A 26,912-nucleotide genomic window follows, 5' to 3' on the forward strand; every position below is an offset into this window, starting at 1 on the left:
CACAGTGCCCAGAATTTCGCCCGTTGCCGGGTTGTTGACCTTGATCGTCTGACCATTGTCCGCATCAACCCACGCGCCATCGATGAAGGCTTGCTGGCGGAACAACTGGGTGTCTTTAAGCTGCATGACGTTTCCTTTTCTGAATGGGGGTTGGCGAGCGTTGGCTTAAACCAGAGCGCTACGTCTTTTAAGCTCATGGTTCAGAATGAAATCGTTCTCGGAATAATCCACCGGGCAATCGATAACGTGCACACCCGGCTCACTGATGCAGCGCTGCAGTAGCGGCAAGAATTCTTCGGCGCTTTCCACCCGGTGGCCCTTGGCGCCATAGCTTTGCGCATACATGACGAAATCCGGGTTGCCGTAGTCCAGACCAAAATCAGTGAACCCCATGTTGGACTGCTTCCAACGGATCATGCCGTAGCCATCATCGCGTAGGATGATGACCGTCAGGTTCATCTTCAAACGTACGGCGGTTTCCAGCTCCTGGCTGTTCATCATGAAGCCGCCGTCACCGCACACAGCTACCACAGGACGATCCGGATAGACCAAATGTGAAGCCATCGCCGAAGGCAGGCCCGCACCCATCGTTGCCAAGGCATTGTCTAACAGTACGGTGTTGGGTTTATGTGCCTTGTAGTTGCGCGCGAACCAGATTTTGTAGATGCCGTTATCCAGAGCCACGATGCCTTCGGAGGGCATGGCACGACGCACGTCGGCGACAAAGCGCTGCGGGTAGATCGGGAAACGGTTGTCGTCCGCGCCCTCGATCACTTGGGCCTCGTTGGATTCACGGATCGTCATAAGGCGGGTGAAGTCCCAGTGTGAAGTGTCATTCAAGGATTCGCCGATCTGCCAAACAGCATTGGCGATATCGCCGATCACTTCGACCTGCGGGAAGTACACCGGATCGACCTCGGCGGAGCGGAAGTTGATGTGGATGACTTCGGTGCCGCCACGGACCATGAAAAATGGCGGTTTCTCAATCACGTCGTGGCCAATGTTTACGATCAGATCAGCCGCCTCGACAGCACGGTGCACGAAGTCGCCGGAAGACAGTGCGGCATTGCCAAGGAAGCGTGGATGACGCTCATCTACCACACCTTTGCCCATCTGAGTGGTGACAAAAGGAATGCCGGTCTTGTCGATCAGTTGCTTGAGTACCTTGGCAGTCATCTTGCGATTGGCGCCGGCACCAATCACCAGGATCGGGCTACGGGCTGTCTGCAATTTCTCGACTGCGGCCTCGATGGCCTTGTGTTCGGCCAGCGGGCGACGATGCAGGCTCGGAGGAATTGGCCGGCTTTCGGTCTGCTCCGCGGCGATGTCCTCGGGAAGTTCAAGATGAACCGCTCCGGGCTTCTCTTCCTCAGCAAGGCGGAAGGCTTCACGCACACGCGAGGGAATGTTGTCAGCGGACGCCAACTGGTGGGTGTACTTGGTCAGCGGTTGCATCATCCCAACAACATCAAGAATCTGGAAACGGCCCTGCTTGGACTTTTTGATTGGCTTCTGCCCGGTAATCATGAGCATTGGCATTCCACCCAAGTAGGCATAGGCGCCAGCAGTGACCAGGTTCGTAGCGCCAGGGCCAAGGGTCGATAAGCTGACTCCCGTTTTGCCGGTTAACCGGCCATAGGTTGCCGCCATGAAACCAGCCGATTGCTCATGTCGAGTGAGAACGAGCCGGATGTTGGAGCGCCTGAGTGATTCAAGTAAATCCAGGTTCTCTTCACCAGGAATCCCGAACACGAACTCTACGCCCTCATTCTCGAGGCACTGCACTACGACGTCTGAAGCCTTGAGCATTTCACTCTCCTCTAAAATCATGTATCTGTGCTTAAGGTGCAACCTTGGACAATTCGCTTACGATGGATATTCAGAAACCAAAACACTGCACTTGCCAGCAAAGCGTCGTGGGCTTCGACCGGCAAGTGCAGTAAAGCTGGTGTTCTTGAGTGTTATGCGGACGCGTGGATAACTCAACGTCGTGTCAGGTCCAGCGCCACATCGACGATCATGTCCTCTTGCCCACCGACCATTTTTCGCCGTCCCAATTCGACCAGGATGTCGACGGTACGCAACCCATAGCGCTGGGCCGCCGCTTCGGCATGACGCAGGAAGCTGGAGTAAACGCCTGCATAACCCAGCGCCAGCGTCTCGCGATCTACCCGCACCGGACGGTCCTGCAGCGGACGGATGATGTCATCGGCGGCATCCATCAAGGTGTAGAGGTCGGTGCCATGATTCCAGCCCAGTCGCTCGGCGGCAGCGATGAACACCTCCAATGGCGCGTTGCCCGCCCCCGCCCCCATGCCAGCCAGGCTGGCGTCAATGCGGTCACAGCCCTCTTCCACCGCGACGATGGAGTTGGCCACGCCCAGGCTTAAGTTGTGGTGGGCGTGCATGCCGGTTTCGGTTTCCGGCTTGAGCACCGCCTTGAACGCACGGAAACGCTCGCGGATGTCCTGCATGTTCATCGCCCCACCGGAGTCGGCCATGTACACGCAGGTCGCACCGTAGCTCTCCATCAACTTGGCTTGGGCAGCCAACTGCTCGGCCGGAATCATGTGGCTCATCATCAGGAAACCGACGGTGTCCATGCCCAGCTCGCGGGCATATTCGATGTGCTGTTTCGACACATCGGCCTCGGTGCAATGAGTGGCGATGCGCACCACCCGGGCACCGGCGTTGTAGGCTGCTTTCAGGTCATGCACGGTGCCGATGCCGGGCAACAACAAGGTAGTGATCTTGGCGTGGCTGATCACATCGGCGGCGGCTTCGATCCATTCCAGGTCGGTGTGGGCTGCGAAGCCGTAGTTGAAACTCGACCCTTGCAGGCCATCACCGTGCGCCACTTCGATCGAATCGACCTTGGCTTTGTCCAAGGCGCGGGCGATGTCCTGCACGTTCTGCAGCGAATACTGGTGACGAATAGCGTGGCTGCCATCGCGCAGGGTGACGTCGGAGATGTAGAGTTTTTTGCCGGGATTGAAAGTCATGACGGTCTCCTCAGGCGTTGAGCATCGACTGCGCCATGCGCTCGGCGGTGGCCAAGGCAGCGGAAGTCATGATGTCGAGGTTGCCGGCATAGGCTGGCAGGTAGTGGGCGGCACCTTCGACTTCGAGGAACACTGAGGTCTTGAGACCGGAGAACTTGCCAAGACCCGGTATATTCAGTGGTGCGTCTTCAGAGATGACGTCGAACTGGACTTTTTGCTTGAGGCGATAGCCCGGCACATAGGCCTGTACGGCGGCCGCCATCTCTTCGATGGAGGCCTCAACCAGTGTCTGATCAGCGGCTTCGGACAGCACAAACACCGTGTCACGCATCATCAGCGGCGGTTCGGCCGGGTTCATCACGATGATCGCCTTGCCCTTGGCTGCGCCGCCGATCGCTTCGATAGCCTTGGAGGTGGTTTCGGTGAATTCGTCGATGTTGGCACGAGTGCCGGGACCCGCAGACTTGCTGGCGATCGAGGCGACGATTTCGGCGTAGTGCACCTTGGCCACGCGTGATACCGCTGCGACCATGGGGATGGTCGCCTGGCCACCGCAGGTGACCATGTTGACGTTGAGTTGGCCGAGATTCTGTTCCAGATTGACCACCGGCACGCAATACGGGCCGATGGCTGCAGGTGTCAGGTCGATCAGACGGATGCCGGGTTTGATCGAGCGCAGGAAGGCGTCATTCTTCACGTGGGCGCCAGCCGAGGTGGCATCGAAGACGAAATCGATGTCCTTGAATTCGTCCATGCGGGTCAGGCCTTCAACACCTTCATGGGTCACCGCCACGCCCATGCGTTGGGCGCGGGCCAAACCATCAGAGGTCGGGTCGATGCCGACCATAGCGGCCATTTTCAGGTGCTTGCCGTGACGCAAAATCTTGATCATCAGGTCAGTGCCGATGTTGCCCGAGCCGATGATTGCGACGCTGATTGGATTGCTCATTGTTATTGTGTCCTGTCGTTGCATACAGCCTGGGATCAGGCGTTACCACGCCGGCGTTCGGCAAGGGTCTTGCCACCCGCAGCCCACTGGGTTTCGGGAATCTCTTGAAGCAGCACGCGTACGCTATCTACGGGCACATCGAGGCTTTGCGCGATGGCCTGGGTGACGTTGAGCAACAGTGCATGCTTCTTCTCTTCACTGCGTCCTTCGGCGAGGTGGATCATGGCGATAGGCATGGTCGATAGCTCCGGATCAACGCTGGCTGGACGAAGTGAAGCGCATGGAGACGCTGCCCAGATGCTGGTAGCGGACGGTGATGTTGTCCCCGGCAGCAACGGCAATGGCCTCGGTGATGCCACCGGTCATGATGAAGCAGCCCGCCGGCAGTTCACGTCCCTTGGCACCGAGCATGTTGGCCAGCATGGCGACGCTCTGCGCCGGGTGCCCGAGCACCGCGGCGCCGGCACCGGTGGCGACTACTTCGCCGTTCTTTTCCAGCACCACACCCAGGCATTTAAGGTCAATGCCCTGCACGCCACTCATTTGTCCGCCGGTGACGAAGCGTGCCGAAGAGGTGTTGTCGGCAATGACGCTCTTGAGATCGAAGCGGAAGTTCTCGTAGCGCGAGTCGATCACTTCAACTGCCGGCAAAATAAAATCGGTAGCCGCCAATACATCGCCAACATGCACGCCCGGTCCCTTGAGCGGATGCTTGAGGACAAAGGCGATCTCGGCCTCGACCTTGGGATGGATCAAGCCGTCAACATCGATAGCCGCGCCGTCCAGGCAAGAGCCGTAGTCCGTAAGGAAGCCGTGGATCGGGTCAGTGACCCCCATTTGCTTCATTTTTGCGAAAGAGGTCAGGCCCATTTTCAGGCCAGCGATACGTACACCGCGAGACTCCTTGCGTTGGCGAATGGTGTCCTGGATGGCGTAGGCGTCTTCCCAGTCCATGTCCGGGTGGGCGTCGGTAATCTTGGCCACCGCCTCGCGGTTGAGCTCGGCGTTTTCCAGGTGTTCGGCCAGTTGGGCGATAGTTGCTGCAGAGAGATTCATAAGGATTTCCTTCAATCGAAACGAACGGAGGCCGAGCCGATGCCGCCCAGGCTGATGCGCAATTGATCACCGGCCTTGACCGGCACCATGGCCGCCAGTGAACCGGAGAGGATGACTTCGCCCTTATTCAGGCCAATGCCAAGCTGGCCGAGTTTGTTGGCCAGCCAGGCCACGGCATTCGCCGGGTGGCCGAGGGCCGCAGCGCCGGCGCCAGTGGCAACCACTTCACCGTTCTTTTCCAGTGTCATGCCGACACAAGCCAGGTCCACGTCACGCGGGGCCACGCCCTGCCCGCCCAAGACGAAAGCCCCGGCGGAGGCGTTGTCGGCGACGGTGTCCTGGATGCGGATCTTCCAGTCACGGATGCGCGAATCGACGATCTCGAAGCACGGCATCACATAGGCGGTGGCGCGCAGCACATCGGCGACGGTAATGCCCGGGCCACGCAGGTCTTCCTTGAGCACGAACGCGATTTCGCCTTCGGCCTTGGGTGCGATCAAGCCGTCGATGGCGATTGCGGCGCCATCGGCGTAAAGCATGTCCGAGAGCAGATGACCGAAGTCCGGTTGATCGACGCCGAGCATGTCCATCACCACTTTGCTGGTGACCCCGATCTTTTTTCCAATGATCCTTTGGCCATCGTCAAGACGTCGCTGAATCATCGACAGCTGCACCTGATAGGCCTGCTCCAGGGTCATATCCGGATAAGTGTCAGTCAACGGTGCCAGAGCCTCGCAATTGCAGAGGGCCTGGTGCAGTTGGTGGCCGAGAACGTTAATCTCTTGCTTATTCATGAATAGCTCCTTACAGCCGCACGCAGACGTTGCGCAGCTCGGTGTAGAACTCAAGCGAATGCACGCCCCCCTCACGACCGATACCCGACTGCTTGGCACCGCCGAAAGCGGTACGCAGATCGCGCAGAAACCACGAGTTGATCCAGCAAACACCCACGTCCAGTGCACTGCCCAGACGATGGGCGACCTGCAGGTTGCTAGTCCACACACTGGCGGCCAAGCCATAGGGTGTGTCGTTAGCGAGGCGGACGACTTCTTCTTCGGTATCAAAGGGGGCGATGTGGCAAACCGGACCGAAGATTTCCTCGCGCACCACGGCCGAGGTTTCCGCAAGGCCGGTCCAGATCGTCGGCTCGAACCAAGCGCCTTCGGCCAAATGATCCGGCACCTGGGCGATGCCGCCGCCGTGGACCACGGTGGCACCGTCGGCGACAGCCTGACGGCAGTAAGAGAGAATTTTTTCGCGGTGACCGAGCGAGATCACCGGTCCCATGGTGCTGTCGTGCTGGTTCGGGTCACCCACCTTGATGCCTTCGGCGTGGGCCTTGAACGCAGCGACAAAACGCTCGAACAGCGGACGTTGGACGTAGATGCGCTCGGTACCCAGGCAGACCTGGCCACTGTTCTCGAACACGGCGCGCCCCAGTCCTTTGACGGCTTTTTCCAGGTCCGCATCGGCAAAAACGATGCCTGCGTTCTTGCCGCCCAGTTCCAGCGATACCGGGCGGATACCCTTGGCTGCGGCCTTCATGATGATCTCGCCCGTGCCGGTTTCACCGGTGAAGGTGACACCATTGACCTCTGGGTGAGCGGTGAGGAAGGCACCGGCCGAGTCACCGCCGAAACCATGCACCACGTTGTACACACCCGGTGGCACACCGGCTTCATTCATGACTTCGGCGAGCAGCGTGGCGGTGGCCGGGGTCTCTTCGGAGGGTTTGACCACGACAGTATTGCCACAGGCCAAGGCTGGCCCGACCTTCCAAGTCATCAGCAACAGCGGCAGATTCCATGGACAAACAACGGCGATGACTCCACGCGGTGCTCGCACGCTATAGTTCACCGCCTTGCCACCGTCAGGGGTGTCCATCACGAAGCTTTCAGTCGGCACATTCTTGATCAGGTCGGCGAACACCTTGAAGTTGGCCGCGCCACGGGGAATGTCCAAGTGCCCGGCGAGTGCTCGGGGTTTGCCGGTATCGGCCACTTCCGCAGCCACAAACTCTTCATGGCGACGTTCGATGCCCTCCGCCACTTTGTGCAACAGAGCCGTTCGCTGGGCGACAGTCATGCTGCCCCAAGGGCCTTTCAATGCAGCTTGCGCAGCTCGCACGGCGGCGTCGACCTCAGCCTTGCCGGCTTCATGCACCAAGCCGATCAGGCTGTTATCGGCCGGGTTGCGGTTTTCGAAGGTACGGGTGCTACTCACCCATTCACCATTGATGAAATGGCGGAATTCTTTAGCAGGCATAAGGTGTTCCTTCTTTTTCTAGTTGGCTGGAGCGCTGGCTTCGGGATCACCCGCCGTCAGGTATTCCCACATACGTTCGTAAATTCGGCCGCTGGTGACAGCCCGTCGCGCGCAGGCCTGTGGGTCGAGTACCGGCCCTTGGGTGGCAAGACCTGCGCTGTGCAGTTGCAACTCAATCCGCGCGGCGTCTTCCAGATACCAGGTCAGCGTCAACGCTTCGATCAGTGACGCGCCAACGACGATGGCGCCGTTGCCACGCATGACCAGCGCATTCCCCTGCCCTAATTGATTGGCCAAGGCGCTGGCTTGCTCGTCGCTGCGCAGCAGTTGCGGGTCGTCCCACAGCGGGATTGGCTGCTGAAAGTAGCTGCCCATGCCATGGCGCGGTTGAGGTGTGAGCCTTGCGCATGACAGGGTCATGACCTGGGCAGGCATGCTTCGGATCACGGCGTGGACGTCTGGGCGCCGACGATATATTTGCTGGTGGATACGAACCTCACCCAGCACGCCGTCGGGCAACTCACCTTTGACCGGTACCACGATTCCTGGCTCGCCCGGCTGGATCAAACCCATCGGTTGTGCGGCGCATACCAGAAAGTGCTCCTCATCCAGGCGCAGGCTGCAGTGCCCGTAGGCATGCACTAAACCAGCGCGGGCCAAGGCCCGCGCGGCCACGCGCACTTGCGATTGCTGATCGCGGCTGGGAGTTGGAAATTGACTCACGATTTGAACTCCGGAATGTCGGGCTTCGCACCCCACGCGCAGAATCCCGCACCCTCCGCCGGAAACTGCCGAGGTTGGTGGGTTGCATCATTTTCTGGAGAGATCAGGCTGACCCCTGTCGAGTATTCGTAGGTCATGCCGTCAGGTCCCTCGAAGTAGAGGAACATCGCGCCCGAGGTGGGGTGGCGGCCCGGACCAAAGAGGATGCGTATGCCCCGCTCAACCAGGAAGTAATAGGCACGCATCAAGTCATCGACGGACTCGACCTGGTGGTTGATGTGTTGCACACCGGGGTGGGACGAAGGGAACAAGGCGATCTTGTGATGGACCTCATCAATGCGCAGCAGCGGCGCCTCGCCAATTCGGTCACTGACCCTGGCGTTTGCCAGCTGAGTCCAGAACAGTTCATCACGCCGGGCATTCATGGTGCGCAAGCCAATGTGGCTGAAACCGGTGATACCGGCATCACGACTCGGAAAATAGCGTCGCCCGCTTGCCTGGGGACGCAAGACCAGCTCAATGTTGTTGCCGCTGGGATCCTTGAAGCGAATGAAGTCGTCTACATAGCGCACTTCAGTGTCTGCACGCGACCCATGCTGCACGCTGAATTCATTACGCTCCAGCAAGACTGCCGCGTCCTCGAGGTCTTGGGCAGTCCTTACTTCGAACGCTGTTGTGGTTTCTTGCGGATCGCCCTCGTAATAGCAGAGCGTATGGTCTCGGCTGTCCGATCGGAAGTACACCGCGCCGTTGGCTTCTCGGGCAATCTGCAACCCAAGGATCTGAGTGGCATAACGACGTGCCTCGTCCAGATTTGCGGTGCCCAGCCGTATATACCGAATGTCATGCAGGTTGATCATGAGGGATGTCCTCTTATTTATTGTTGTCTGGGACTCATCTTCCCGTCGCCATATAAATAAAAGAAGCAAATATTAGTTATTCGCACTATCTGAAAAATTTATAAGCGTATAACCCTCTGCAGACAGTTTTTTGGGGCAAAAAAAATGCCCCGTATCCGTGGATACGAGGCATTGGAACCAACGAATCAGATCAACCGATGGCCTGCTTTCCAATGTCTGCAGTGCCTGCCTGCGTACTCACCTCGCAAACTGTTTTATTCCTTGGCATGGAGATCACAAATAATGCAGAGATGACGTAGAACCCGGCGCACACCATCAGTCCCGCCGCCAGGCTATAAAAGCTGGCAATGCCACTGAGCAGCACGGGGGCAAAAGCCGCCAACCCTCGGCCCATGTTGAAACAGAAGCCCGCCCCCAGCGTTCGCACCCGGATGGGATACATCTCGCTGAAGTAAGAACCGAACAACCCTGCGAACACCATGAAAAATGCGTACCCCGCCCCTATCCAGATCAGCGATTGAGTCTGAGTGGTATAGACATAGACCAGCGCCATCGTTGATGTGAGTAACAGCGATATGACAATCGTAAGCCGCTTGCCAATGCGATCGGCGATGAAGCCGAATACGTTCAGGCCAAAGAAATTCCCGAGATGGAGTACCGCCATAAAGCTGGTCATCGACGCCAGACTCAAGCCACGGTCCTGTATCAGGTAGGTGGGCAGCCACGTGCTGACGCCCCAGGAACCAAGCAGCGCAAAACTGGCCGCAAGAGACCCCAGCAGGGTGTAACGAAGTAGCTCAGGCGAAAAAATCTCGCTGACGGATATCCGCTGCGCAGTGGTGCCCTGAGTATCGCGTTGAGCCTTCCAGGCCGGAGATTCCGGAATCAGGAAATACACATAAATAATCGGCAGTATCACCGAGGCGCCGGACACGAAAAACATCAAACGCCATTCCGGCAGCATGAACTTTGCCGCCAGGGCAGCGGCGATGGCGCCAACCGGGAAGGCACTGATCACGAAGGATATGGCTCTGGCGCGCTGCTTGGGCGGCCACGTTTCAACGATATAAGCCGATAGGATCGTCCATACCCCGCCAAGCCCAAGGCCAGAGAGAAACCTCAGGCCCGCCATTACGTAGAGGTCATGAGCGAATGCAAATACACAGGTCAGCGCACCGAAGATCGCCAGCGATGCAATCAGTGCGTTGCGCCGGCCGAAGTTGTCGGAGTACCAGCCTGTGGCAACACCGCTCACACCAATCCCCAGCAATGTAGCGCTAGCCAGCGCCCCCACCTCATGGAGGCTGAAACCCAGATCCTGGCGGATAACGGGCAGCGCGAGCGTTAACAGAATGATCTCCATTGCATCAAAAAGGTAGGCGATAAATCCACCGATCAGTACGTGCCACTTGGATATTCCAGTCACGATTTCACCTGTTTCTATTTATTGGATAGTGATGTTCGTTCCAGGGACGCCACGTTGTTTGTGGCTCCCCATGAAGGACGCAACGTTCAGAATCGGTAAACGGCCTGCAGCCAGATGCGATCGCCTTCGGCTCGGTTCTCGACCAGCGTTTCGTGCTGCCATTTCATGACAAACCCGATTGCCGGGGTCTGGTATTTGATCGCGGGGCCGATTGCGGCGACTTGGCCACGGTTACCATCCAGGTAGGTCTCGCCATTCTTCTCATCATCGGTGAGCTGCTTGTACAGGTAGCCGTTCACGCCCACTTGCCATTCGCGAGTGATGTTGTAGCCGATGTTGTAGTCGGCGTTGAACTCATGGCCGGAGCGATAGTGAGTATCGGAGTTCTCGCCATTGATCATGTAGATGAGCTTGGCGCTCACCTCCAGGTTCTCCAGCGGATAGGCGGTAAAGGAATACCAAGGCCCGTAGGCCCATGTGTTTCGACCAGGGTTGAAAAGATGATCCTTGTCGTAGTCCCCGACGGGCACAAACACATCCAGACCGAGTAGCTGGTGGTACCGTGGCGAGCTCCACCCCAATACAAAAGGAACCACCGTCAGATCGCCGATGCCTTCTTGGTGGTCGCTGCGATGAACGCGCCCTGCTGGTGTATCGACATCAAAGCTGATGTCGCCCTTGACCAAGGGCAACGCAATGCGACTGGCCAGCTTGGCACCCAGTATCGAGAAGTCCTGATAGACGTAATCCACCCGGATCGACAGTGCCTGTATATCAAGGTCAAAGTTGTGAATACCTGGTTTTTTATCGCCATCGCCGTCCAGCGTCTTGTTCGCACTGTAGTCGGACAAGTAGAAGAACTCGGTAAAGCCTGGCGGTGGCATCTTTCCCGCGCCGACCGTATTCACACCCAGTGGGTATGAACTTCCGCCGCCCTCAGTTGCCTGGGCAAGCGGAACGCACAGAAGGCCGATGCAGAGGGTACTGATCCAGGCGCTTGTCGCGCACTGGCTATGTGATCTTGGTGTGCTCATCTCATGTTCCATTGTTATTTTTGTATGACGGAGGAGAGTTTTTTTGCAGCTTTCAGTGCTGGCGTTAGTTAAAAGCGACTGGCAAATTTCAGGCGCAACGATGCACACCGTCATTTGTCCGGACGCTGCAAACAGTTGAGTTATTCAACGGCCGGGCATTGATTGCCCGGCCTTCAGCAAGGTGTTACCGAATAGTGGTTTCCAGCTCGCCGAGCCCTTCGATGCAGACTTTCAATACATCGCCGCGGTCCAGGAATGTGTGGCTTTCCATGCCCACGCCTGCCGGTGTTCCCGTCAACAGAACATCACCGGGAAACAGATCGATGGTCTGGCTCAGATAGGAAATCTGCTCTGCAACGCCGTACATATGGTTGCGGGTATTGGAGTCCTGTACCCACGCGCCGTTCCTCGACAGCTTGATATCCAGGTTCTCGGGATCTTTGACAAATTGTGCCGGCGTCAGGTACGGGCCCAGCGGGCAAGAACCCGTGAAGCATTTGTGGCCAATCCAGTCGAAGCGAAACGGCGAGCTGGGATCGACTTGCTCGCGACGCAGTCGATCACGCGCCGACAGGTCATTGGCGCAGGTGTAACCTGCCACGTAGTCGAGCGCTTCTTCAATGGAGACACGCGACGCTCGCTTGCCAATCACCACCGCCAACTCGGCTTCCCAATCGAGCATGCGGACACCTTCCGGAAAGTCCACCGCTTGCTTGTGGGCGACCAGACTGCCGCGGCCGGGCTTGATGAAATGCCAGGGAGCAATGCCCTCGCTGCGCGGATCCAGCGACAGTTTCATGTTGAACGCACGGGCCATGGCTTCGACATGGTCACGATAGTTTGCTCCCGCGCAATAGATCGTGCCTGGACGTTCCAGAAACGGAGCAAAGTGCAACGTGGCAAGATCAAGCCGCTGCGACTCATAGAGCGCTGGCGCTTCAAACACTGCCATTGCAAGCTTTTGCAGCTGCGGATTGGACGCCCCCCAGCACTCAAGCAATGCATCGACGGTAACTGCTGGCAACTCAAGGCCGGTCTTGGCCACAAGCTGACCAAGATCATAGGCGTATTCGCCAACAAGCAGGCCGGTTGCGTTTGACTGGACATCCGTCCGATAGGTGAAAAGCTGATACTTCATGGGACCACCATCACAGGAGCGAAAAGCGTTGGTTGGAAAAACTGACGTGAAGCGTGAGGCCGCCTTCCATGAGCAGCCATTTGCGTACCTCTACGTCATAAACACCGTGGGCAATAAAGGGATCTGACCGGACAATGCGCAGCGCTTCGGCCTGATCCGCCGCCCGCAGAATGCTCATGCCCCCTAGCTCACCAGGGAAAGTCTGATCCGAGACAAAGGGCCCGGAAGCGAATAACTCGCCGCGTTGTTGCGCCAGAATCGCCCACTTCAAGTGGGCGTCCAGCAGCTCTGGTACGCGGGTCAGATCCCGTGGCGTACGCATGACCACGAACAGCGGCTTGTTCAACATCCCTGCCAGCAGTTCCTTGGTCGTAGAGCTATCACTCATCACGCGCCGCCTCGAAGTTTTGAATGAACGCTTCAGGCGGCGGATTGGTTGCCCACACGGCGATCAAGTCTGGTGGTGCCCCGTCGATAGCCAGCCATTCGCTGTCATCTTCGGGAATGACATCGATGTCCCAGAAGTATTCGACCATGCTGTCCCAAGGGTCGCGGACGTAATGAAAGTAGTTGGAGCCGGCCACATGTCGTCCAAGGCCAAAAGCGCTTTCGTAGCCCAGGCTCATCAGGTGTTGAGCGCCCAATTCGATCTCATCAATACCCATCACCTCAAAACTGAGATGATGCAGACCGCTATGGCTGCTCTTGGCCAGGCCAAGTACATGGTGATCACCGCCACAGCCACACCGTAGAAAGGCGATCTTGTCCCCCGCGCGATCAGAGACTTTCATCCCTAGCACCCGGGTATAGAAATCAATCGAACGATCCACATCGGGGGTGAATTTGATCAAGTGACCCAAGCGCAACGGCGTCACTCGACGCAACTTCGAGGACGGTGTGCAGCCGCGCTGACCGATGCGGCGGTAACGGCCCGGGGTGTTCGACTCTGGTGTCGGCAAAGGAGCTAACGGCATGGAGTCGGCGTCAGTGACGTGAACCCAATCGCCGGACGGATCACGAAACCACAATCCGTCTTGCCCGATATCAAACGGTGCTGGATGGATAACCACACCGTGGTAGCTGAGGCTTTCTCGAATAGTCTGCAAGCCCTCAGCATCGGTACCAAACGAGACATAACTCAGGCGCTTTGTGGTGCCGGGCATCAGTCGCACTTGATCCTGGGCGCGCCCTTTGCAGCGCAACACCAAATGCTCACCTGCCATGCGGGCTTCGAGCCCGACAGCTTCGTAGAAGGAGCGACCCACTTCCAGATCCGGAACAGTCACGCCTACGTGTTGTAGAGAACGAATCATCTTGGATGCTCCTACTTAACGAATAGGGGAAAAGGGTGCGGCGCTCAACAGCTCAACCTGCTGGGCAACCACCAGATGACCGTTCTTACCAAGGAACGTACGCCATCTTGGATCGCTGGACAGCGCCGCGCGGCGTTGGGCTCGGTCCTCGTAGCTGGAATATCCCCACAACTGAATGACCCGATTGATGTCCCCCGTTTCCGGCTTGAAATACCCGATCAAATTGCCCAGTGCCTCGCCCTGAAGTGGCAGCCCCTCCTCCTCGTAAGCACGCAGGAATTCGTGCAGCGCGCCAGGCTTGAGTTGATAGGTACGTTGTTCAATCAGCATGTTGTTTTCTCTTTTTTGGAAGGTGCCTGGGAGTCGGCCTGGGAGTCGGCTTCGATCAACTTGATCACTGCCGAGATATCTTCTTCGCCAATGCCTTCTTCGATAGCCCTTAGAAAGTAGGGCTTGGCGGCATTGAACAAAGGCGCGGCGCTACCGAGTTCCTCGGACAGCTCACTGGCCATGTCGATGTACTTTTCCAGCGTGGCGAAAGGTCCTGGCGCCGGTAGGAAATGACGATCAGCCATAATCGGTGCTCTTGCGCTGAACATCGTTGAGCCACCCGCACTTTGGCGTATCACCTCAACCACCTGCTGTGCGCTGAACCCTGCTTTAACACCAAGGTTCAGCGCCTCGGCTGCGGCCAGGGTGTGAATAGTCACCAGATAGTTGGCGATCAATTTCATCGCGACCGCGCACCCAAACCCACCGATGTGGAACTGGATGTCGGCGATCGCATCGAGCACAGGCTTGCAGTGCTCCACCAGGTCAGGGTCACCGCCCAGAAACAAGGAAGCCTTGCGTAGGGAAACCATGGATGGAGTACCACTGACCTCCGCTTCCAACACCCGTGCACCACGTTGTTCGATACGCTGAGCCATTCGTTGCTTGAAGGCTTTGTGATAGGTGCCGATCTCGATGAGCGTGTGCTGCGGCCCTATGGACTGAAGCAGGCCATCAGGCCCCTCCATGATTTCCATGTGGGCCACTTCGCTGGGCAGGCAAGTGAGGATGAAGTTTGATTGCGCCGCCACGGCGGCTGGGCTTTCGAGCGCGATGCCACCCTGACGGATGAAGGCCTCGCGATCTCGACGTCGGTAACCGACAACGCGAAATCCGGCCGCAAGCAGGTTGGTTGCGATAGGAAGGCCAAGCTGGCCGATTCCCACCATACCGATGGTTATCACAGGCATTTTTCGCCTCTCTTGTTGTTGTTCTTTTACGCAAAGCTTGAAGCTCGGCTAGGCGCTAACCTAGGCGCAGCCGGGTTTTGGAGCAAATAGCTCGGGTTATGAATAAGTAGAAGCAAGCGTTATACAAAGGGGGGGGATGACGTGGACTCGATGCCTCAGCCAGGAGACTGGAAAGCAATGACGCACATGAGGAGGCAGCAATCGACCAAGAGCGACCGGTTAGGACGCGTGGTTTTGTTGGCGAGCGTGGTTGCTGTGCAGCTCACGCTGGTTCAGGTTTTACGTCCAGCGCAAGATCGGTTATGGCGCCCCTATAGCAGCCGCGAACCGCGGTATTCAGGGCAAATTCATCCAGGTCAATGCCTTCCTCATGAACAGTTAATCGTGAACTTACAAAAACCTAGCATCTTGAAAACTTTATCTTTCAATGATCTAAATTGATCGTGAACATCTGACATGGCCCACTTGTTAAACCAGATGTTATTTTGAAATGGTCAACGTAGACCTTACATTTCACCACATCACAAGAGCCAACACCCGGCTGCATAAACTGACGTGGATCAACCGTGACACTTCGATGTGCTGTATGTTGAAAAATCAAACCCGCTAATCAGTACCGGAGATTCTCCATGTTCTGGTTTCGCCATCGTCAACTAACGTTCATACACCTCGCCATCGTGCTGTGGTTGTTAGCGTTTGGTGTGGCAGCGACCCAGGGATGTCTGGCACAGCCAAGCCATAATCCGGCTACAACACATGTCTCGCTGAACACTGCTCAAGATCATGAGAGCCACGACGCCCATGCCCTGGGCTGCCTTCAGCACTGCGCCGATGCGGCGATAGCTGTAAGTCCTTCGCTCCATCTTCAAACATTTGATCTGTTCAGTTGGACGTTTCTATTACTGATCCCTGCGCTGCTGATTTTGTTTCCCGCCAATCCCTCCGCTTTTGCTTTTCTTGCATTACGGCGCCCTGTACCGGGCAGACCACCTGCCCGCCTGATTTTCGTCCGTTTCAACGATTAATCCGACCTTTTGCGCGCCGATCTTCGGCGCATTGTCTGACTGCGCCAATCTGGTGCGGCCTGGTGTTACCTGAGTTGTCCTCACCCTTTGGAGATTGCCATGCATGCCTCACTGAAAATTATCCTCGCCACCCTGCTGATCAGCAGCCCACTCATCGCCTCGGCAGTCGACGAGCATCACCCTGAGCAAGGGCAGACCGCGCCCGGCCAGACGAGCGAAACAGCTACGCCGATGCCAAACAATGTCATGACCGAGCAAATGCAAAAAATGCAGGCTGCACACGACAAGGCAGCCGCAGCCAAGACCCCTGCCGAGCGACACGCCGCCATGCAGGAGAGCATGAAGACGATGAAGGACAGCATGGCCATGATGCATAAGAACTGTCATGGCATGGGCATGGACGGCAACAAAGACGGCATGGAGATGGGAATGATGAACATGATGATGAAAATGATGGATCAGCAAACGAGCATGATGAACATGCCGATGAGCAAGTGATGCGCACAAGTCTGTAGACAATGTAGCGACGGTTTACGATAGGTGGTCGCCATGATCGATCTGAACCATTTCACACCGCTGAGCGCTCTGATTGGCGGCCTGTTGATAGGCACTGCCGCTACCCTGTTCGTGCTGTTTAATGGGCGCATCGCCGGCATCAGTGGCATTGTCGGCGGTTTACTGCGCCCGTTGGCTGGTGATGTCGCGTGGCGCATAGCTTTTGTACTGGGGCTGCTCATGGCTCCGCTGCTTTACCGCCTGAATGCACCACTGCCTACGTTGCAGATCGATGCCGGTTATCCGCTATTGATCGTCGCCGGCATATTGGTCGGCATTGGCACACGCTATGGGGCTGGCTGCACCAGCGGTCACGGCGTCTGCGGCCTGTCGCGCTTGTCGCCGCGTTCAGGGGTGGCGACTGCAGTGTTCATGAGTGCCGGGTTTGTCACCGTCTTTGTGGTTCGCCACCTTCTGGGATGGAATTGATCATGGCACTCTTCTTCGCCTGGATTTGCGGGCTCATATTTGGGGTCGGTTTGCTGGTTTCAGGCATGACAAATCCCGCCAAAGTGCTGGGGTTCCTGGATTTGACCGGGGCGTGGGACCCCTCGCTGGCATTCGTCATGGCCGGTGCCATTGCCGTGGCTACCCTGGGCTTTTGGGTGGCAAGAAAGCGAACGCGATCACTGCTTGGCTTGCCGATGAATCTGCCAACAGCTCGACACTTCGACCGACGCCTGATCATCGGCAGCCTGCTATTTGGGGTCGGTTGGGGATTGGCCGGGATTTGCCCGGGCCCCGCTCTGGTGCTGTTGGGCTCGGGCATTTTCAAGGGCGCGGTGATTGTCGTGGCCATGCTGGCCGGCATGGCGCTATTCGAATGGTTTGAGCGACAAAACCGTCGTGGGTCGTCGGCTCCAATTTCCGTGGGTAAAGCCACCTGAATTTTATCTGGGAGGACGCACTGACCAAGGCGAGAGTCAAAATAAAGTTGTTTCCATAAAAGATCGTTCAGACCACTGATCAGTAATATCTGTTTTTTGACGTGCTTCCGATATTCGGTCACAACTTTCGCGCGCCTCCGAGTCCTAACAAGCTGTTCGTCGATGGAATATTGGCGTGCGCCGCGATTTAGACTGATACGGAGTTAAGTTAATGATTTTCAACGTACAAAGTTTTGGCGCTAAAGGCGATGGGGTTACTGACGACACGGCCGCAATACAGAGTGCGATTGATGCCGCGGCTGTCGCTGGCGGTGGCCAGGTGTACATGCCGACCGGGACCTATATCGTTTCCGCAGGCGCGGAACCCTCTGACGGGTGCCTGATGCTCAAGAGCAACGTCTACCTGTACGGCGACGGCATGGGCGTCACCAACGTCAAAGTGGCTGACGGTTCGGATACCAAGATCACGGGGGTTATTCGCTCCGCTTATGGCGAAGAAACCCACGACTTTGGCGTCAGCAACCTCACCATTGATGGCAATCGTGACAACACAACGGGCAAGATCGATGGTTGGTTCAACGGCTTCATTCCCGGCGAAGAAGGCTACGATTCCAACGTCACCCTCGACAGTGTCGAAATCAAGGATTGCTCCGGGTACGGTTTCGACCCCCACGAGCAGACCGTCAACATGGTCATCAAGAACAGCGTGTCCCACGGCAATGGCCTGGACGGCTTCGTCGCTGATTTCCTGAGCGACAGTACCTTTGAAAACAACATCGCCTACGACAACGACCGGCACGGTTTCAACGTCGTTACCAGTACCCACGACTTCACCCTGGCCAATAACATTGCCTACAACAACGGCGGTAATGGCATCGTCGTGCAGCGCGGTAGCGAGGACATCCCCTCCCCCAGCAACATAACCATCACCGGTGGCGAGGTGTACGGCAACGGCGCCGAAGGGGTGCTGATCAAGATGTCCAGCGAGGTGACTGTCAGCGGCGTCGATATTCACGACAATGCCAGCGCCGGGGTTCGCATCTATGGCAGTAACCACGTTGAAATCACCGACAACACGCTCCACAACAATTCACTGGGCAGCCCCGTACCGGAAATCATCATCCAGTCCTACGACGACACCCTGGGCGTGTCAGGCAAGTACTTCAACGGCAGCGACAACATCATCCAGGGCAACATCATCAGCGGCAGCAACCTCTCGACCTACGGTGTTGCAGAGCGTAATGAAGACGGCACGGATCGCAATGCCATCATCGGCAATACCATCAGCCACACCAGCAATGGTGTCACGTTGATCTATGGTGACGGCAGCTACGTCAGCGACACGGTGCCGATGACCACTGTGCAAGGTACGGCTGGCAACGACACCCTGTCGGGCAGCGCCGAAAGCGAGATTTTCTACGGCGGGGCCGGCAACGATACGATCAATGGCGGGGCTGGTGGCGACATTCTGGTGGGCGGTGCGGGCATCGACAAACTCACCGGTGGTACCGGCGCCGATACGTTCCGTTTCGCCTCTCAGTCCGACAGCTACCGCGATGCAACCGCAAGCTTCGATGACACCGTGACCGACTTCGACGTCACCCAGGACAAGATCGACCTGGCCGGCCTGGGCTTCACCGGCCTGGGTAATGGCCGTGGTGGCACACTGCAGGTCAGCTACAGCGCCAGCAACGACCGCACTTACATCAAGGACTACGATGCCGACGCCAGCGGCAATCGCTTCGAGTTGATTCTCTCGGGCAACCTCGCCAGCACCCTGACCGCCAGCAACTTCATTTTCAATCGGGTGGTCACCGGCACCAGCGCCAGCGACGCGTTGCTGGGCAGCGATTCGGCCGACACCCTGCTCGGCCTCGCAGGAAACGACAATCTCAGTGGCGGCGCGGGCGACGACAAGCTCGACGGCGGTGCTGGGATGGACAGCCTCACCGGTGGCGCCGGGGCGGACACTTTTGTGTTCTCCAATCGCCTGGACAGTTACCGCAACTACAACACCGGCGGAGCCAACCTTAGCGACCTGATCACCGACTTCGATGTCAGCAACGACAAGATCGACCTGTCGGCCATCGGATTTACCGGCCTGGGGGATGGCAAGAACAACACCGTGTACCTTGTGCTCAACAGCACCGGCACCAAGACATACATCAAGTCCTTGACCGCCGACGCCAATGGCAATCGTTTTGAGGTGACGCTGGCCGGCAACTACCTCGACAAACTGACCAGCGCCAACTTCGTCTTCGCCACGTCGTCACCAACCAACCAGGCGCCGGTGCTGGCCACGCCGCTGCCGGATCAGAACGCGACCGAAAGTACAGCGTTCAGTTACGTGGTCCCGGCCACCAGCTTCACCGATCCGGATAACGACAGCCTCAGCTACACCGCCAAGCTGGCCAATGGCAGCGCCCTGCCCGGTTGGCTGACATTCGATGCCGCCACTCGTACGTTCAGTGGCACACCCAGCGACACCGCGTCGGGCACCTACTCCATCCAGGTCACCGCCACCGATGGCAGCAACGCCACCGTCAGCGACAGCTTCACCCTCGCCGTGCAGGACGTACCCGCGGGCCCCACGGTGATCAATGGCACCCCGAACAACGACACGCTCACTGGCACCGCAGCCAACGAGCAACTGCAAGGTGGCGCAGGTAACGACACGCTCAATGGTGGCGCGGGCAACGACATCCTGATCGGTGGCACCGGGGTGGACAAGCTCACCGGCGGCGCGGGGGCCGATGTGTTCCGCTATACCTCGAAACTCGACAGTTATCGCACCAGTTCCACGAGCGTCAGCGACCAAATCCTCGATTTCGACGTGACCGCCGACAAGATCGATGTCTCGGCACTCGGCTACACGGCGCTGGGCAATGGTTTGAACGGTACGCTGCAACTGACCTACAGTGCGTCGACCAACCGTACTTACCTCAAGGATCTCACCGTCGACGCCAACGGCAATCGCTTTGAGTTGTCGATCGCAGGCAATCTGGTGAGCAGTCTGACGGCGAGTCATTTTGTCTTCGCCGACCAGAACACCCCAAGCAATGCGGCGCCAGTGGTGGCCATTCCCCTGCTCGACCAGAACGCCACCGAAAGCACGCCGTTCAATTACACCGTGACCCAGGACAGTTTCACCGACGCCGACCAGGATGCGTTGGTCTATACCGCGACTCTCGCCGACGGAAGCGCCCTGCCCACATGGCTGAGCTTCAATGCTACCAGCCTGACGTTCAGCGGCATGCCGATCAGCACTGCGGCCGGAAACTACAGCGTACTAGTCAAGGCCACCGATCCTTCAGGTGCCTCGGTCAGCGACAGCTTCGCCCTGACGGTGGCTGATGCGCCAGCCAGTACCCTCGTCGGCACCGATAATGCCGATACGCTCAACGGCACGGCAGGTGCTGACCTGATCCTGGGCAACGGTGGCAATGACACGATCAAGGCTGGCACCGGAGCAGACATCATCGACGGTGGTGCCGGACGCGACTCGCTGTATGGCGGCGATGGGGCTGACACCTTCCGCTACACCAACCCGCTCGACAGTTACCGCGATTACGACGTCGGCGGCATCACTGCCACCGACACGATTTATGACTTCACTGCTGGCGTCGACAAGATCGATGTATCGGGCCTGGGCTTTCTCGGTCTCGGCGATGGCAGCAATCACACGCTGTACATGACCCTCAACGCGGCCGGCGACAAGACCTACATCAAATCCGCCGACGCGGATGCCAATGGCAACCGTTTTGAAATCGCCCTCAACGGCAACTACCTCAACACCCTCACCGCCAGCGACTTCGTGTTTGGCGAGCGCGCCCAACAGGACATTCTCTACCTGCCCACGCTCGGTCAATCCAATGCGCGCCTGCTGCGCATGACAGAGGATGACGATCAGTCTGGCACCTCGATGCTGGTCAAAGACCTGGACCGCTACACCCCCTATGACGTACGCAGCCAGTTCACCGATGCCGACGGCAACGGCATCGACATCGCGGTGGGAGGTAGCACAGTCAACGGCCTGTCGACCCTGGGCGCCGAAGAGCTCAAGTTGTGCTGGTGGTTGACTGACACCAACCAACCAGGGCCTGCACTGTTGCGTGCCGTCGCGTTGCTGGGGGACCAGCTCGCCGAACTGCAGTCGATCGATAATGTCACCATGGGCATCATTTGGGGCCAGGGCGAGGAAGCTGCCCAGGAGATCGCGCGTGCCACGGACAAAACCGCGGCGGCCGCTGCCTACAAGGACGCCACCCTGAAGGTGTTCGATTACCTGCATGCCCAGTTCGGCAACTTCAACGTGTACATCATGGAAACCGGCCACTATCAGGAGGATGCGGCACGTGCCCGGGGCTATTCCGAAGAAAAGATAGCCTGCATCGTCGAGGGCGTAGGCTATGTTCGCGCCGTCCAGGAAGCCATCGCCACCGAACGTGCCGACGTCAAGCTGGCGGTGGACTACACCGACCTGCCCTTGCGTTACGAAGTCGATCCGCTGGTGTATCCCGATGACGTCTGGCACCTGCACGAGGAATCGGCGGAAATCGTCGGCCAGCGCCTGGCCGACTACATCGCTGCAGACCTTGGCTTTCAAGGCAACCCGGACGACAACAATAGAGTTCAGGACATTTTCGACAACGCTCAGAACCAGGGCGGCATGATCTCCGGCACTGACCAGGCCGATACCCTGGTGGGCAGTTCGGGCAATGACACACTGGATGGCGACTTGGGCGCCGACTCCATGACCGGTGGCGATGGCAACGATATCTATCTGGTCGACAACGCGTCCGACAGCGTGGTGGAAACCAACCCCTCGGCGTCGCAGATCGATACGGTGCAGGCATCAGTCAGCTGGACCCTGGGCGCCAATCTCGAGAACCTCGTGCTCACCGGTGTCTCGGATATCGACGGCAGCGGTAACGCGCTGCGCAACTTCATCACCGGCAATGCCGCCGCCAACGTGCTCAATGGTGGCGCAGAGGCCGACAGCATGAGTGGTGGCGATGGCAACGACACTTACTATGTCGACAACGCCGACGACAGCGTGATCGAGACCCAAGGCAACGTGTTGCCCGGAGGGATCGACAGTGTGCACAGCAGTCTGGGGACCTATACCCTGGGCACGAATGTCGAGAATCTGTACATCGAGAGCCCGGGCGCCGCCAATGGCACGGGCAACGCGTTGGACAACACGCTGTTCGCCGCAGCCGGCAACAACGTGCTGGACGGGCGCGAGGGAAATGACACCGTGTCTTTTGATCGCGCTCTGTCCGGTGTCACCGCCAACCTCTCGACCTCAGCGCAACAAAACACCGGGGGATCGGGACTCGACACCTTGAAATTCTTCGAAAACCTGACGGGAAGTGCCTACGCAGACAGTCTGTCGGGCAACAGCGCCGCGAACGTCCTGAACGGTGGTGCAGGCAATGACACGCTCGTGGGTGGTTCCGGCGATGATCGGTTGATCGGCGGTGCAGGCACCGACAATCTCACCGGTGGCACTGGCGCGGATACCTACGCATTTGGTGCGCTGTCGGACATGGGCGTCGGTGCTTCGCGTGATGTGCTCAACGGTTTCAAGAGCATCGAAGGCGATCATCTGGACTTCTCCGGCCTGGACGCCAACCCGTTGACCGGCACTGTCGATGCCTTCACCTTCATCGGCAGCAACGCTTTCGACCCTGCCAACGCCACCGGCCAAGTGCGCTTTGCCGAAGGCATTCTCTACGGCAGTGTCGACGCCGATGCCACCCCCGAGTTCGAATTCGCACTGCTGGGCGTCAAGGAGTTACACGCCAGCGATTTCACCGCCTGAGTCCAGGCCATAATCGCTGAAAGCAGGCCTGCCCGCTCCTAACGTTTAAGGATTCTGTAGGAGCGAGCTTGCTCCGGGCGGCGTTCCGACGATGGTCGTTAACGATGCCGCGTGTTTACTGACTAAACGCGGCGCTCTTGAGTCCATCGCGAGCAAGCTCGCTCCTACAGTGACGAGGAAAGCCGCTCATTCCTCTTTGAAGGCTGCGAGCAAGCGTTCGCGCAAAGGTTTCATCAGGTAGTTCATCAAGGTACGCTCGCCCGTGACCACCGTGACATCGGCAAGCATGCCCGGCCGCACCGGCAGGCCGGCGGCCTGTAGCGACACAACGGTATCTGCGGGAATTTCGACCTTGGCGGAAAAGTACGGCTGGTGAGTCTGTTCATCGATCAACTGGTCCGCCGACACCGTAGTCACCGTCCCGGTGACAGTCGGGGTATCCACCCGTTGCAGCGCCGTGAAATGCACGTGCACCGGCAACCCCGGACGCAACTTGTTGGCCATCAACGGCTCGAAACGCGCGGTGATCGCCATCGGCGCATCCAGCGGCACCACCTGCATCAGCGTTTGTCCGGCCTGGGCAACGCCGCCAATCGTATGAATGTTCACGTCCATGACCTGTCCGGACACCGGCGCGCGGATCGTACCGTTTTCGACTTCAAACTCAAAGGCACTGATCTGATCGGCAAAAGCTGACGCCTCGGCGGAGACTTCACTGAGCTGGATTTCGGCATCGCGGCGAAATTCCTGCTGTGCCTGCAAGGCCTTGACCCGACCTTCATTGATCGACTGGCGAGTCCTGCCGGCATCACCTATCACGGAGGCAATCTGCCCGGCCAATTGGGCCGCGTTGCGCTCGGCCTCGAAGAGTTTGTTGCGCGGGACATAGCCCTCATGTGCCAAAACACGCAGGCCTTCCAGCTCCTGCTGCTGGAAGCGCATCTGCGTTTCGTAGTTGCGCTTGACGCCTTCATATCCGATCAGTTGCTGCTGCAATGCGGCGGTTTCGTGTTCGATGATCTGCAAGCGACTGGCCAATTCTGCACGCCGGGTCGCAAATAACTGGCTCTGCAAGGCCATGGCTGCCTTGAGCCGCGGCTCTTCAGCGTGTTCCAGCAAGTCAGGGGGCCATTGGATCTCGGCGGTGCCCAGGCGCTCGGCAATCAAGCGAGCCTCGACGCTGCGATCATTAAGCAATTTGCCCCGGGTCACGTCCAGTTGTGACTGCGCTTGCACCGTGTTGAGTTGCACCAGCAACTGGCCTTGGGTGACGCGGTCGCCATCACTGACCAGCAGTTTTTCTACCACGCCACCGACCAACGACTGCACCGCTTTGCGTTCGCCCGCCACTACTACGGTGCCACTGCCTACGACACCCTGATCGAGCGGCGCCAGGCAGGCCCAGAGCAGGAAGCCACCCAGTGCCAGGGCCAGGAAGCCCACGCCATATCTTGCCGCGCTGCCCGCGTCGGTATTGGCACCTGGCAGCGTGGGTTTATCACGTACGATCGGTCGTTGTTCGCAGTACATCTGTGTGCCTGGGGTCAGATCATGCATCTTCGCCAGCCTCCTTGATCGCTACCGGTCTCGGCCCCGCAAGCAATGCCTTGAGCACCCGGTCTCGTGGACCGAATGCTTGTTGGGTGCCGTCCTTGAGCACGAGGATGTGGTCAACCACCGCCAGTACACTAGGCCGATGTGTAATCAGCACCACGGTGCTGCCAGCAGACTTGAGCGCACCGATCGCCTGGACCAGCGCCAGCTCTCCGGCTTCATCGAGATTGGAGTTCGGCTCATCGAGCACAATCAGCGAAGGGAGCCCATAGAGTGCACGGGCCAGGCCGAGGCGCTGTTTCTGTCCCCCGGACAATCCCAGCCCGCCGGGGCCCAACGGCGTGTCGTAACCTTTGGGGAGCCTCAGGATGATCTCGTGTATGCCAGCATGACGCCCCGCCACGATGATCTTGTGAGCGTCCTGCTCACCGAAGCGGGCAATATTGTCGGCCACCGTGCCGTCGAACAGCTCTATGTCCTGCGGCAAGTAGCCCAGGTGTGGGCCCAAGGCGTCTTGAGACCATTGGCTGATCTCGGCGTTATCGAGACGCACCGACCCGCCCATGGCTGGCCAGACCCCGACCAGCGCCCTGGCCAGCGTTGACTTTCCACTGGCGCTGGGCCCGACAACGCCGAGCACGTCACCTTTGACCAGGTTGAAATTGATCCCCCGCAGGATCGGTTGCGAGGCACCGGGCGGGCCGACATACAACTGCTCCACATGCACCGCGCCGGTGGGCGGCGGCAACGGCATGCGCAGGCGCTCGCCTGGATGCCGGACAAGGAGTTGGCTGAGGCGCTGGTAACTCTGGCGGCCGGAGTTGAATTGCTTCCACGAGCCGATGGCGATTTCCACGGGGGCCAGGGCGCGCCCCAATAGCAGCGACATGGCGATCATCATGCCCGCCGACAATTGGCCTTCGAGCACCAACAGCGCGCCGAGCCCCAGGGCCAGCGATTGCCCGGAAATGCGTACGAAACGAGTCATCGACGTAATGCGCGCGCTACGGTCACTGGCATGGGCCTGGGCCGCTACGATGCGCTGCTGCAGCAGGCTCCAGCGCTGACGCAATGGCCCGAGCATGCCCAGAGCCTGGATGACTTCGGCATTGTGGAACGTGCTGTTGAGATAAATCGACGACTGCACACCCAGTCGATTGGCTTCGTCCAGGCGTGTTCGAGTCGCCCATTCCCCCCACAGAGCCAGGCCGATCAGTATCAGGGCCAGAACCAGCGTCAGCACGCCAAACCATGGGTGAAAGATGAACGCTATCAGCAAAAAGATCGGCAACCATGGCGCATCGAGCAAGGCAATCAGGCCCTGGCCGGTGATCAACTGCCGCAGTGTCGCCAGATCGGTGAGCACCTGGGCCGGGTTGGCATCGTGCTCGCGAAGGCTGCGGGCGAAAGCGGCGTCGAAAAGCCGCTCGCCCAAGACTTCGTCGAGCCCCGCGCTCATGCGAATCATCACCGCGCCACGAACCCACTCGATCAAGGCGCTGAACATGAACAACCCCAGCGCAATCAAAGTAAGCATGAACAAAGTGGTTTCGTTACGACTGGTAAGGACCCGGTCGTACACCTGCATCATGTAGAGCGACGGCACCAGCACCAACAGGTTAATCACGCCACTGAACAGCGCCAACGACCAAAACACCCGGCGGTAGCTTAATAACGCGGCGTCAATGTCATGACGCGGATCGAGAAAAAAACCCATAGAAAGTTGCTCGCTTAAGAAAGAGTCGGTCCAGGACGCAATCCATCGCGAGCGTTTGCCCATGGGGCGAAACACCAAGTGCAGTCTGACGTGCCGCTATCAGAGACGGTCCTCGTCGCTACAGGCGCCAATAACTGACAACGCGGCCTCGGGTTAGTGCCGGTTATTCAGATCGGGCTTTGAAGTGGGTGACGGGCGGGTATGTTGCACAACGGCAAGTTGGCATTGCGCGCCGCCATGGCAAGGGTAACCGGGCTGCCAGGCAATGCCTTCCCGCGCCAAGGCAATACTGCGCCAGGTATCGCCATTGTTGTAGCGATCCGCGTGTTCGCCAGTCGAC

23 protein-coding genes and 1 pseudogene are annotated in these 26,912 nt (G+C 58.4%); 5 read left to right on the forward strand and 19 right to left on the reverse strand.

The window, feature by feature from the left end:
- From KW846_RS20600 to KW846_RS20680, 17 genes and pseudogenes are all read right to left on the reverse strand, one after another.
- Positions 1 to 126: pseudogene (locus KW846_RS20600) on the reverse strand (aldehyde dehydrogenase); the annotation flags it as partial.
- A 39-nt stretch (positions 127 to 165) separates the two neighbouring features.
- Positions 166 to 1,809, reverse strand: coding sequence for an acetolactate synthase large subunit (locus tag KW846_RS20605; protein WP_218484761.1), 1,644 nt, complete (start codon positions 1,807 to 1,809; stop codon positions 166 to 168).
- A 173-nt stretch (positions 1,810 to 1,982) separates the two neighbouring features.
- Positions 1,983 to 3,002, reverse strand: a complete 1,020-nt coding sequence (dmpG, locus tag KW846_RS20610) for a 4-hydroxy-2-oxovalerate aldolase (RefSeq protein ID WP_095966101.1) — start codon at positions 3,000 to 3,002, stop codon at positions 1,983 to 1,985.
- A gap of 10 nt (positions 3,003 to 3,012) precedes the next feature.
- Positions 3,013 to 3,951, reverse strand: coding sequence for an acetaldehyde dehydrogenase (acetylating) (locus KW846_RS20615; RefSeq protein WP_218484763.1), 939 nt, complete (start codon positions 3,949 to 3,951; stop codon positions 3,013 to 3,015).
- Between the two features lie 35 nt (positions 3,952 to 3,986).
- A complete protein-coding gene (locus KW846_RS20620) occupies positions 3,987 to 4,187 on the reverse strand; it encodes a 2-hydroxymuconate tautomerase family protein (protein WP_007971593.1) in 201 nt (66 codons plus the stop codon).
- A 16-nt stretch (positions 4,188 to 4,203) separates the two neighbouring features.
- Complete coding sequence (gene dmpH, locus KW846_RS20625; protein ID WP_007971591.1) at positions 4,204 to 5,007, reverse strand: 2-oxo-3-hexenedioate decarboxylase; 804 nt, start codon at positions 5,005 to 5,007, stop codon at positions 4,204 to 4,206.
- A gap of 11 nt (positions 5,008 to 5,018) precedes the next feature.
- Positions 5,019 to 5,801: a 2-oxopent-4-enoate hydratase gene (gene dmpE / locus KW846_RS20630; RefSeq protein ID WP_218484766.1), complete on the reverse strand. Its 783-nt coding sequence runs from the start codon at positions 5,799 to 5,801 to the stop codon at positions 5,019 to 5,021.
- Positions 5,802 to 5,811: 10 nt separating this feature from the next.
- Positions 5,812 to 7,272, reverse strand: coding sequence for a 2-hydroxymuconic semialdehyde dehydrogenase (locus KW846_RS20635; protein WP_218484768.1), 1,461 nt, complete (start codon positions 7,270 to 7,272; stop codon positions 5,812 to 5,814).
- A gap of 18 nt (positions 7,273 to 7,290) precedes the next feature.
- Positions 7,291 to 7,995 (reverse strand): class II aldolase/adducin family protein, encoded by a 705-nt coding sequence (locus KW846_RS20640; protein ID WP_218484770.1) that lies wholly within the window; start codon positions 7,993 to 7,995, stop codon positions 7,291 to 7,293.
- Positions 7,992 to 8,855 carry a VOC family protein gene (locus KW846_RS20645; RefSeq protein WP_218484772.1) on the reverse strand — a complete coding sequence of 288 codons (864 nt, stop codon included), beginning with the start codon at positions 8,853 to 8,855 and terminating at the stop codon, positions 7,992 to 7,994. Before KW846_RS20645 ends, KW846_RS20640 begins: the two co-directional genes overlap by 4 nt.
- Positions 8,856 to 9,045: 190 nt before the next feature.
- Positions 9,046 to 10,281, reverse strand: coding sequence for an MFS transporter (locus tag KW846_RS20650; RefSeq protein ID WP_218484775.1), 1,236 nt, complete (start codon positions 10,279 to 10,281; stop codon positions 9,046 to 9,048).
- An 86-nt stretch (positions 10,282 to 10,367) separates the two neighbouring features.
- The gene (locus KW846_RS20655; RefSeq protein ID WP_218484776.1) at positions 10,368 to 11,315 is read right to left on the reverse strand and encodes a transporter; all 948 of its coding nucleotides are present in this window, start codon (positions 11,313 to 11,315) and stop codon (positions 10,368 to 10,370) included.
- Positions 11,316 to 11,499: 184 nt separating this feature from the next.
- Positions 11,500 to 12,453, reverse strand: a complete 954-nt coding sequence (locus KW846_RS20660; protein WP_218484778.1) for a fumarylacetoacetate hydrolase family protein — start codon at positions 12,451 to 12,453, stop codon at positions 11,500 to 11,502.
- A gap of 10 nt (positions 12,454 to 12,463) precedes the next feature.
- Positions 12,464 to 12,841, reverse strand: coding sequence for a YciI family protein (locus KW846_RS20665; RefSeq protein ID WP_008045481.1), 378 nt, complete (start codon positions 12,839 to 12,841; stop codon positions 12,464 to 12,466).
- Entirely contained in the window at positions 12,834 to 13,766 is a 933-nt protein-coding gene (locus KW846_RS20670; RefSeq protein ID WP_108228828.1) for a VOC family protein, read from the reverse strand. The genes KW846_RS20665 and KW846_RS20670 overlap by 8 nt, the downstream gene beginning before the upstream one ends.
- Positions 13,767 to 13,781: 15 nt before the next feature.
- The gene (locus tag KW846_RS20675) at positions 13,782 to 14,096 is read right to left on the reverse strand and encodes an NIPSNAP family protein (protein ID WP_007938251.1); all 315 of its coding nucleotides are present in this window, start codon (positions 14,094 to 14,096) and stop codon (positions 13,782 to 13,784) included.
- Positions 14,090 to 15,007, reverse strand: coding sequence for an NAD(P)-dependent oxidoreductase (locus KW846_RS20680; protein WP_007987865.1), 918 nt, complete (start codon positions 15,005 to 15,007; stop codon positions 14,090 to 14,092). The genes KW846_RS20675 and KW846_RS20680 overlap by 7 nt, the downstream gene beginning before the upstream one ends.
- A gap of 629 nt (positions 15,008 to 15,636) precedes the next feature.
- Between KW846_RS20680 and KW846_RS20685 the strand changes: the two genes are divergently transcribed.
- From KW846_RS20685 to KW846_RS20705, 5 genes are all read left to right on the forward strand, one after another.
- Positions 15,637 to 16,032: a hypothetical protein gene (locus tag KW846_RS20685; protein WP_218484780.1), complete on the forward strand. Its 396-nt coding sequence runs from the start codon at positions 15,637 to 15,639 to the stop codon at positions 16,030 to 16,032.
- Between the two features lie 99 nt (positions 16,033 to 16,131).
- Entirely contained in the window at positions 16,132 to 16,530 is a 399-nt protein-coding gene (locus KW846_RS20690) for a hypothetical protein (protein WP_218484782.1), read from the forward strand.
- Between the two features lie 51 nt (positions 16,531 to 16,581).
- On the forward strand, positions 16,582 to 17,016 hold the full coding sequence (locus KW846_RS20695) for a YeeE/YedE family protein (protein WP_218484784.1): 435 nt from the start codon (positions 16,582 to 16,584) through the stop codon (positions 17,014 to 17,016).
- A 2-nt stretch (positions 17,017 to 17,018) separates the two neighbouring features.
- Positions 17,019 to 17,474: a YeeE/YedE family protein gene (locus KW846_RS20700; protein ID WP_218484786.1), complete on the forward strand. Its 456-nt coding sequence runs from the start codon at positions 17,019 to 17,021 to the stop codon at positions 17,472 to 17,474.
- A gap of 211 nt (positions 17,475 to 17,685) precedes the next feature.
- Entirely contained in the window at positions 17,686 to 23,301 is a 5,616-nt protein-coding gene (locus KW846_RS20705) for a putative Ig domain-containing protein (RefSeq protein ID WP_218484788.1), read from the forward strand.
- Between the two features lie 186 nt (positions 23,302 to 23,487).
- On the opposite strand, the gene KW846_RS20710 is transcribed toward KW846_RS20705, so the two are convergent.
- Together KW846_RS20710 and KW846_RS20715 are read right to left on the reverse strand one after the other, a co-directional pair.
- On the reverse strand, positions 23,488 to 24,858 hold the full coding sequence (locus KW846_RS20710) for an HlyD family type I secretion periplasmic adaptor subunit (protein WP_218484789.1): 1,371 nt from the start codon (positions 24,856 to 24,858) through the stop codon (positions 23,488 to 23,490).
- A complete protein-coding gene (locus tag KW846_RS20715; RefSeq protein ID WP_218484791.1) occupies positions 24,851 to 26,572 on the reverse strand; it encodes a type I secretion system permease/ATPase in 1,722 nt (573 codons plus the stop codon). The genes KW846_RS20710 and KW846_RS20715 overlap by 8 nt, the downstream gene beginning before the upstream one ends.
- Between the last annotated feature and the right edge of the window lie 340 nt (positions 26,573 to 26,912).

It is taken from the genome of Pseudomonas sp. PDM32 (assembly GCF_019219225.1).
GTDB lineage: Bacteria > Pseudomonadota > Gammaproteobacteria > Pseudomonadales > Pseudomonadaceae > Aquipseudomonas > Aquipseudomonas laurylsulfatiphila.

Bases quoted from the DNA above. Each gene is read 5' to 3' on its own strand.
- KW846_RS20605 (WP_218484761.1), bottom strand. From the start codon at position 1,809: ATGCTCAAGGCTTCAGACGTCGTAGTGCAGTGCCTCGAGAATGAGGGC.
- KW846_RS20620 (WP_007971593.1), bottom strand. From the start codon at position 4,187: ATGCCTATCGCCATGATCCACCTCGCCGAAGGACGCAGTGAAGAGAAG.
- KW846_RS20655 (WP_218484776.1), bottom strand. From the start codon at position 11,315: ATGAGCACACCAAGATCACATAGCCAGTGCGCGACAAGCGCCTGGATC.
- KW846_RS20675 (WP_007938251.1), bottom strand. From the start codon at position 14,096: ATGCTGATTGAACAACGTACCTATCAACTCAAGCCTGGCGCGCTGCAC.
- KW846_RS20700 (WP_218484786.1), top strand. From the start codon at position 17,019: ATGGCACTCTTCTTCGCCTGGATTTGCGGGCTCATATTTGGGGTCGGT.
- KW846_RS20715 (WP_218484791.1), bottom strand. From the start codon at position 26,572: ATGGGTTTTTTTCTCGATCCGCGTCATGACATTGACGCCGCGTTATTA.
- KW846_RS20645 (WP_218484772.1), bottom strand. From the start codon at position 8,855: ATGATCAACCTGCATGACATTCGGTATATACGGCTGGGCACCGCAAAT.
- dmpG (WP_095966101.1), bottom strand. From the start codon at position 3,002: ATGACTTTCAATCCCGGCAAAAAACTCTACATCTCCGACGTCACCCTG.
- KW846_RS20695 (WP_218484784.1), top strand. From the start codon at position 16,582: ATGATCGATCTGAACCATTTCACACCGCTGAGCGCTCTGATTGGCGGC.
- KW846_RS20710 (WP_218484789.1), bottom strand. From the start codon at position 24,858: ATGCATGATCTGACCCCAGGCACACAGATGTACTGCGAACAACGACCG.
- KW846_RS20680 (WP_007987865.1), bottom strand. From the start codon at position 15,007: ATGCCTGTGATAACCATCGGTATGGTGGGAATCGGCCAGCTTGGCCTT.
- dmpH (WP_007971591.1), bottom strand. From the start codon at position 5,007: ATGAATCTCTCTGCAGCAACTATCGCCCAACTGGCCGAACACCTGGAA.
- dmpE (WP_218484766.1), bottom strand. From the start codon at position 5,801: ATGAATAAGCAAGAGATTAACGTTCTCGGCCACCAACTGCACCAGGCC.
- KW846_RS20665 (WP_008045481.1), bottom strand. From the start codon at position 12,841: ATGAGTGATAGCTCTACGACCAAGGAACTGCTGGCAGGGATGTTGAAC.
- KW846_RS20670 (WP_108228828.1), bottom strand. From the start codon at position 13,766: ATGATTCGTTCTCTACAACACGTAGGCGTGACTGTTCCGGATCTGGAA.
- KW846_RS20705 (WP_218484788.1), top strand. From the start codon at position 17,686: ATGATTTTCAACGTACAAAGTTTTGGCGCTAAAGGCGATGGGGTTACT.
- KW846_RS20660 (WP_218484778.1), bottom strand. From the start codon at position 12,453: ATGAAGTATCAGCTTTTCACCTATCGGACGGATGTCCAGTCAAACGCA.
- KW846_RS20635 (WP_218484768.1), bottom strand. From the start codon at position 7,272: ATGCCTGCTAAAGAATTCCGCCATTTCATCAATGGTGAATGGGTGAGT.
- KW846_RS20685 (WP_218484780.1), top strand. From the start codon at position 15,637: ATGTTCTGGTTTCGCCATCGTCAACTAACGTTCATACACCTCGCCATC.
- KW846_RS20615 (WP_218484763.1), bottom strand. From the start codon at position 3,951: ATGAGCAATCCAATCAGCGTCGCAATCATCGGCTCGGGCAACATCGGC.
- KW846_RS20690 (WP_218484782.1), top strand. From the start codon at position 16,132: ATGCATGCCTCACTGAAAATTATCCTCGCCACCCTGCTGATCAGCAGC.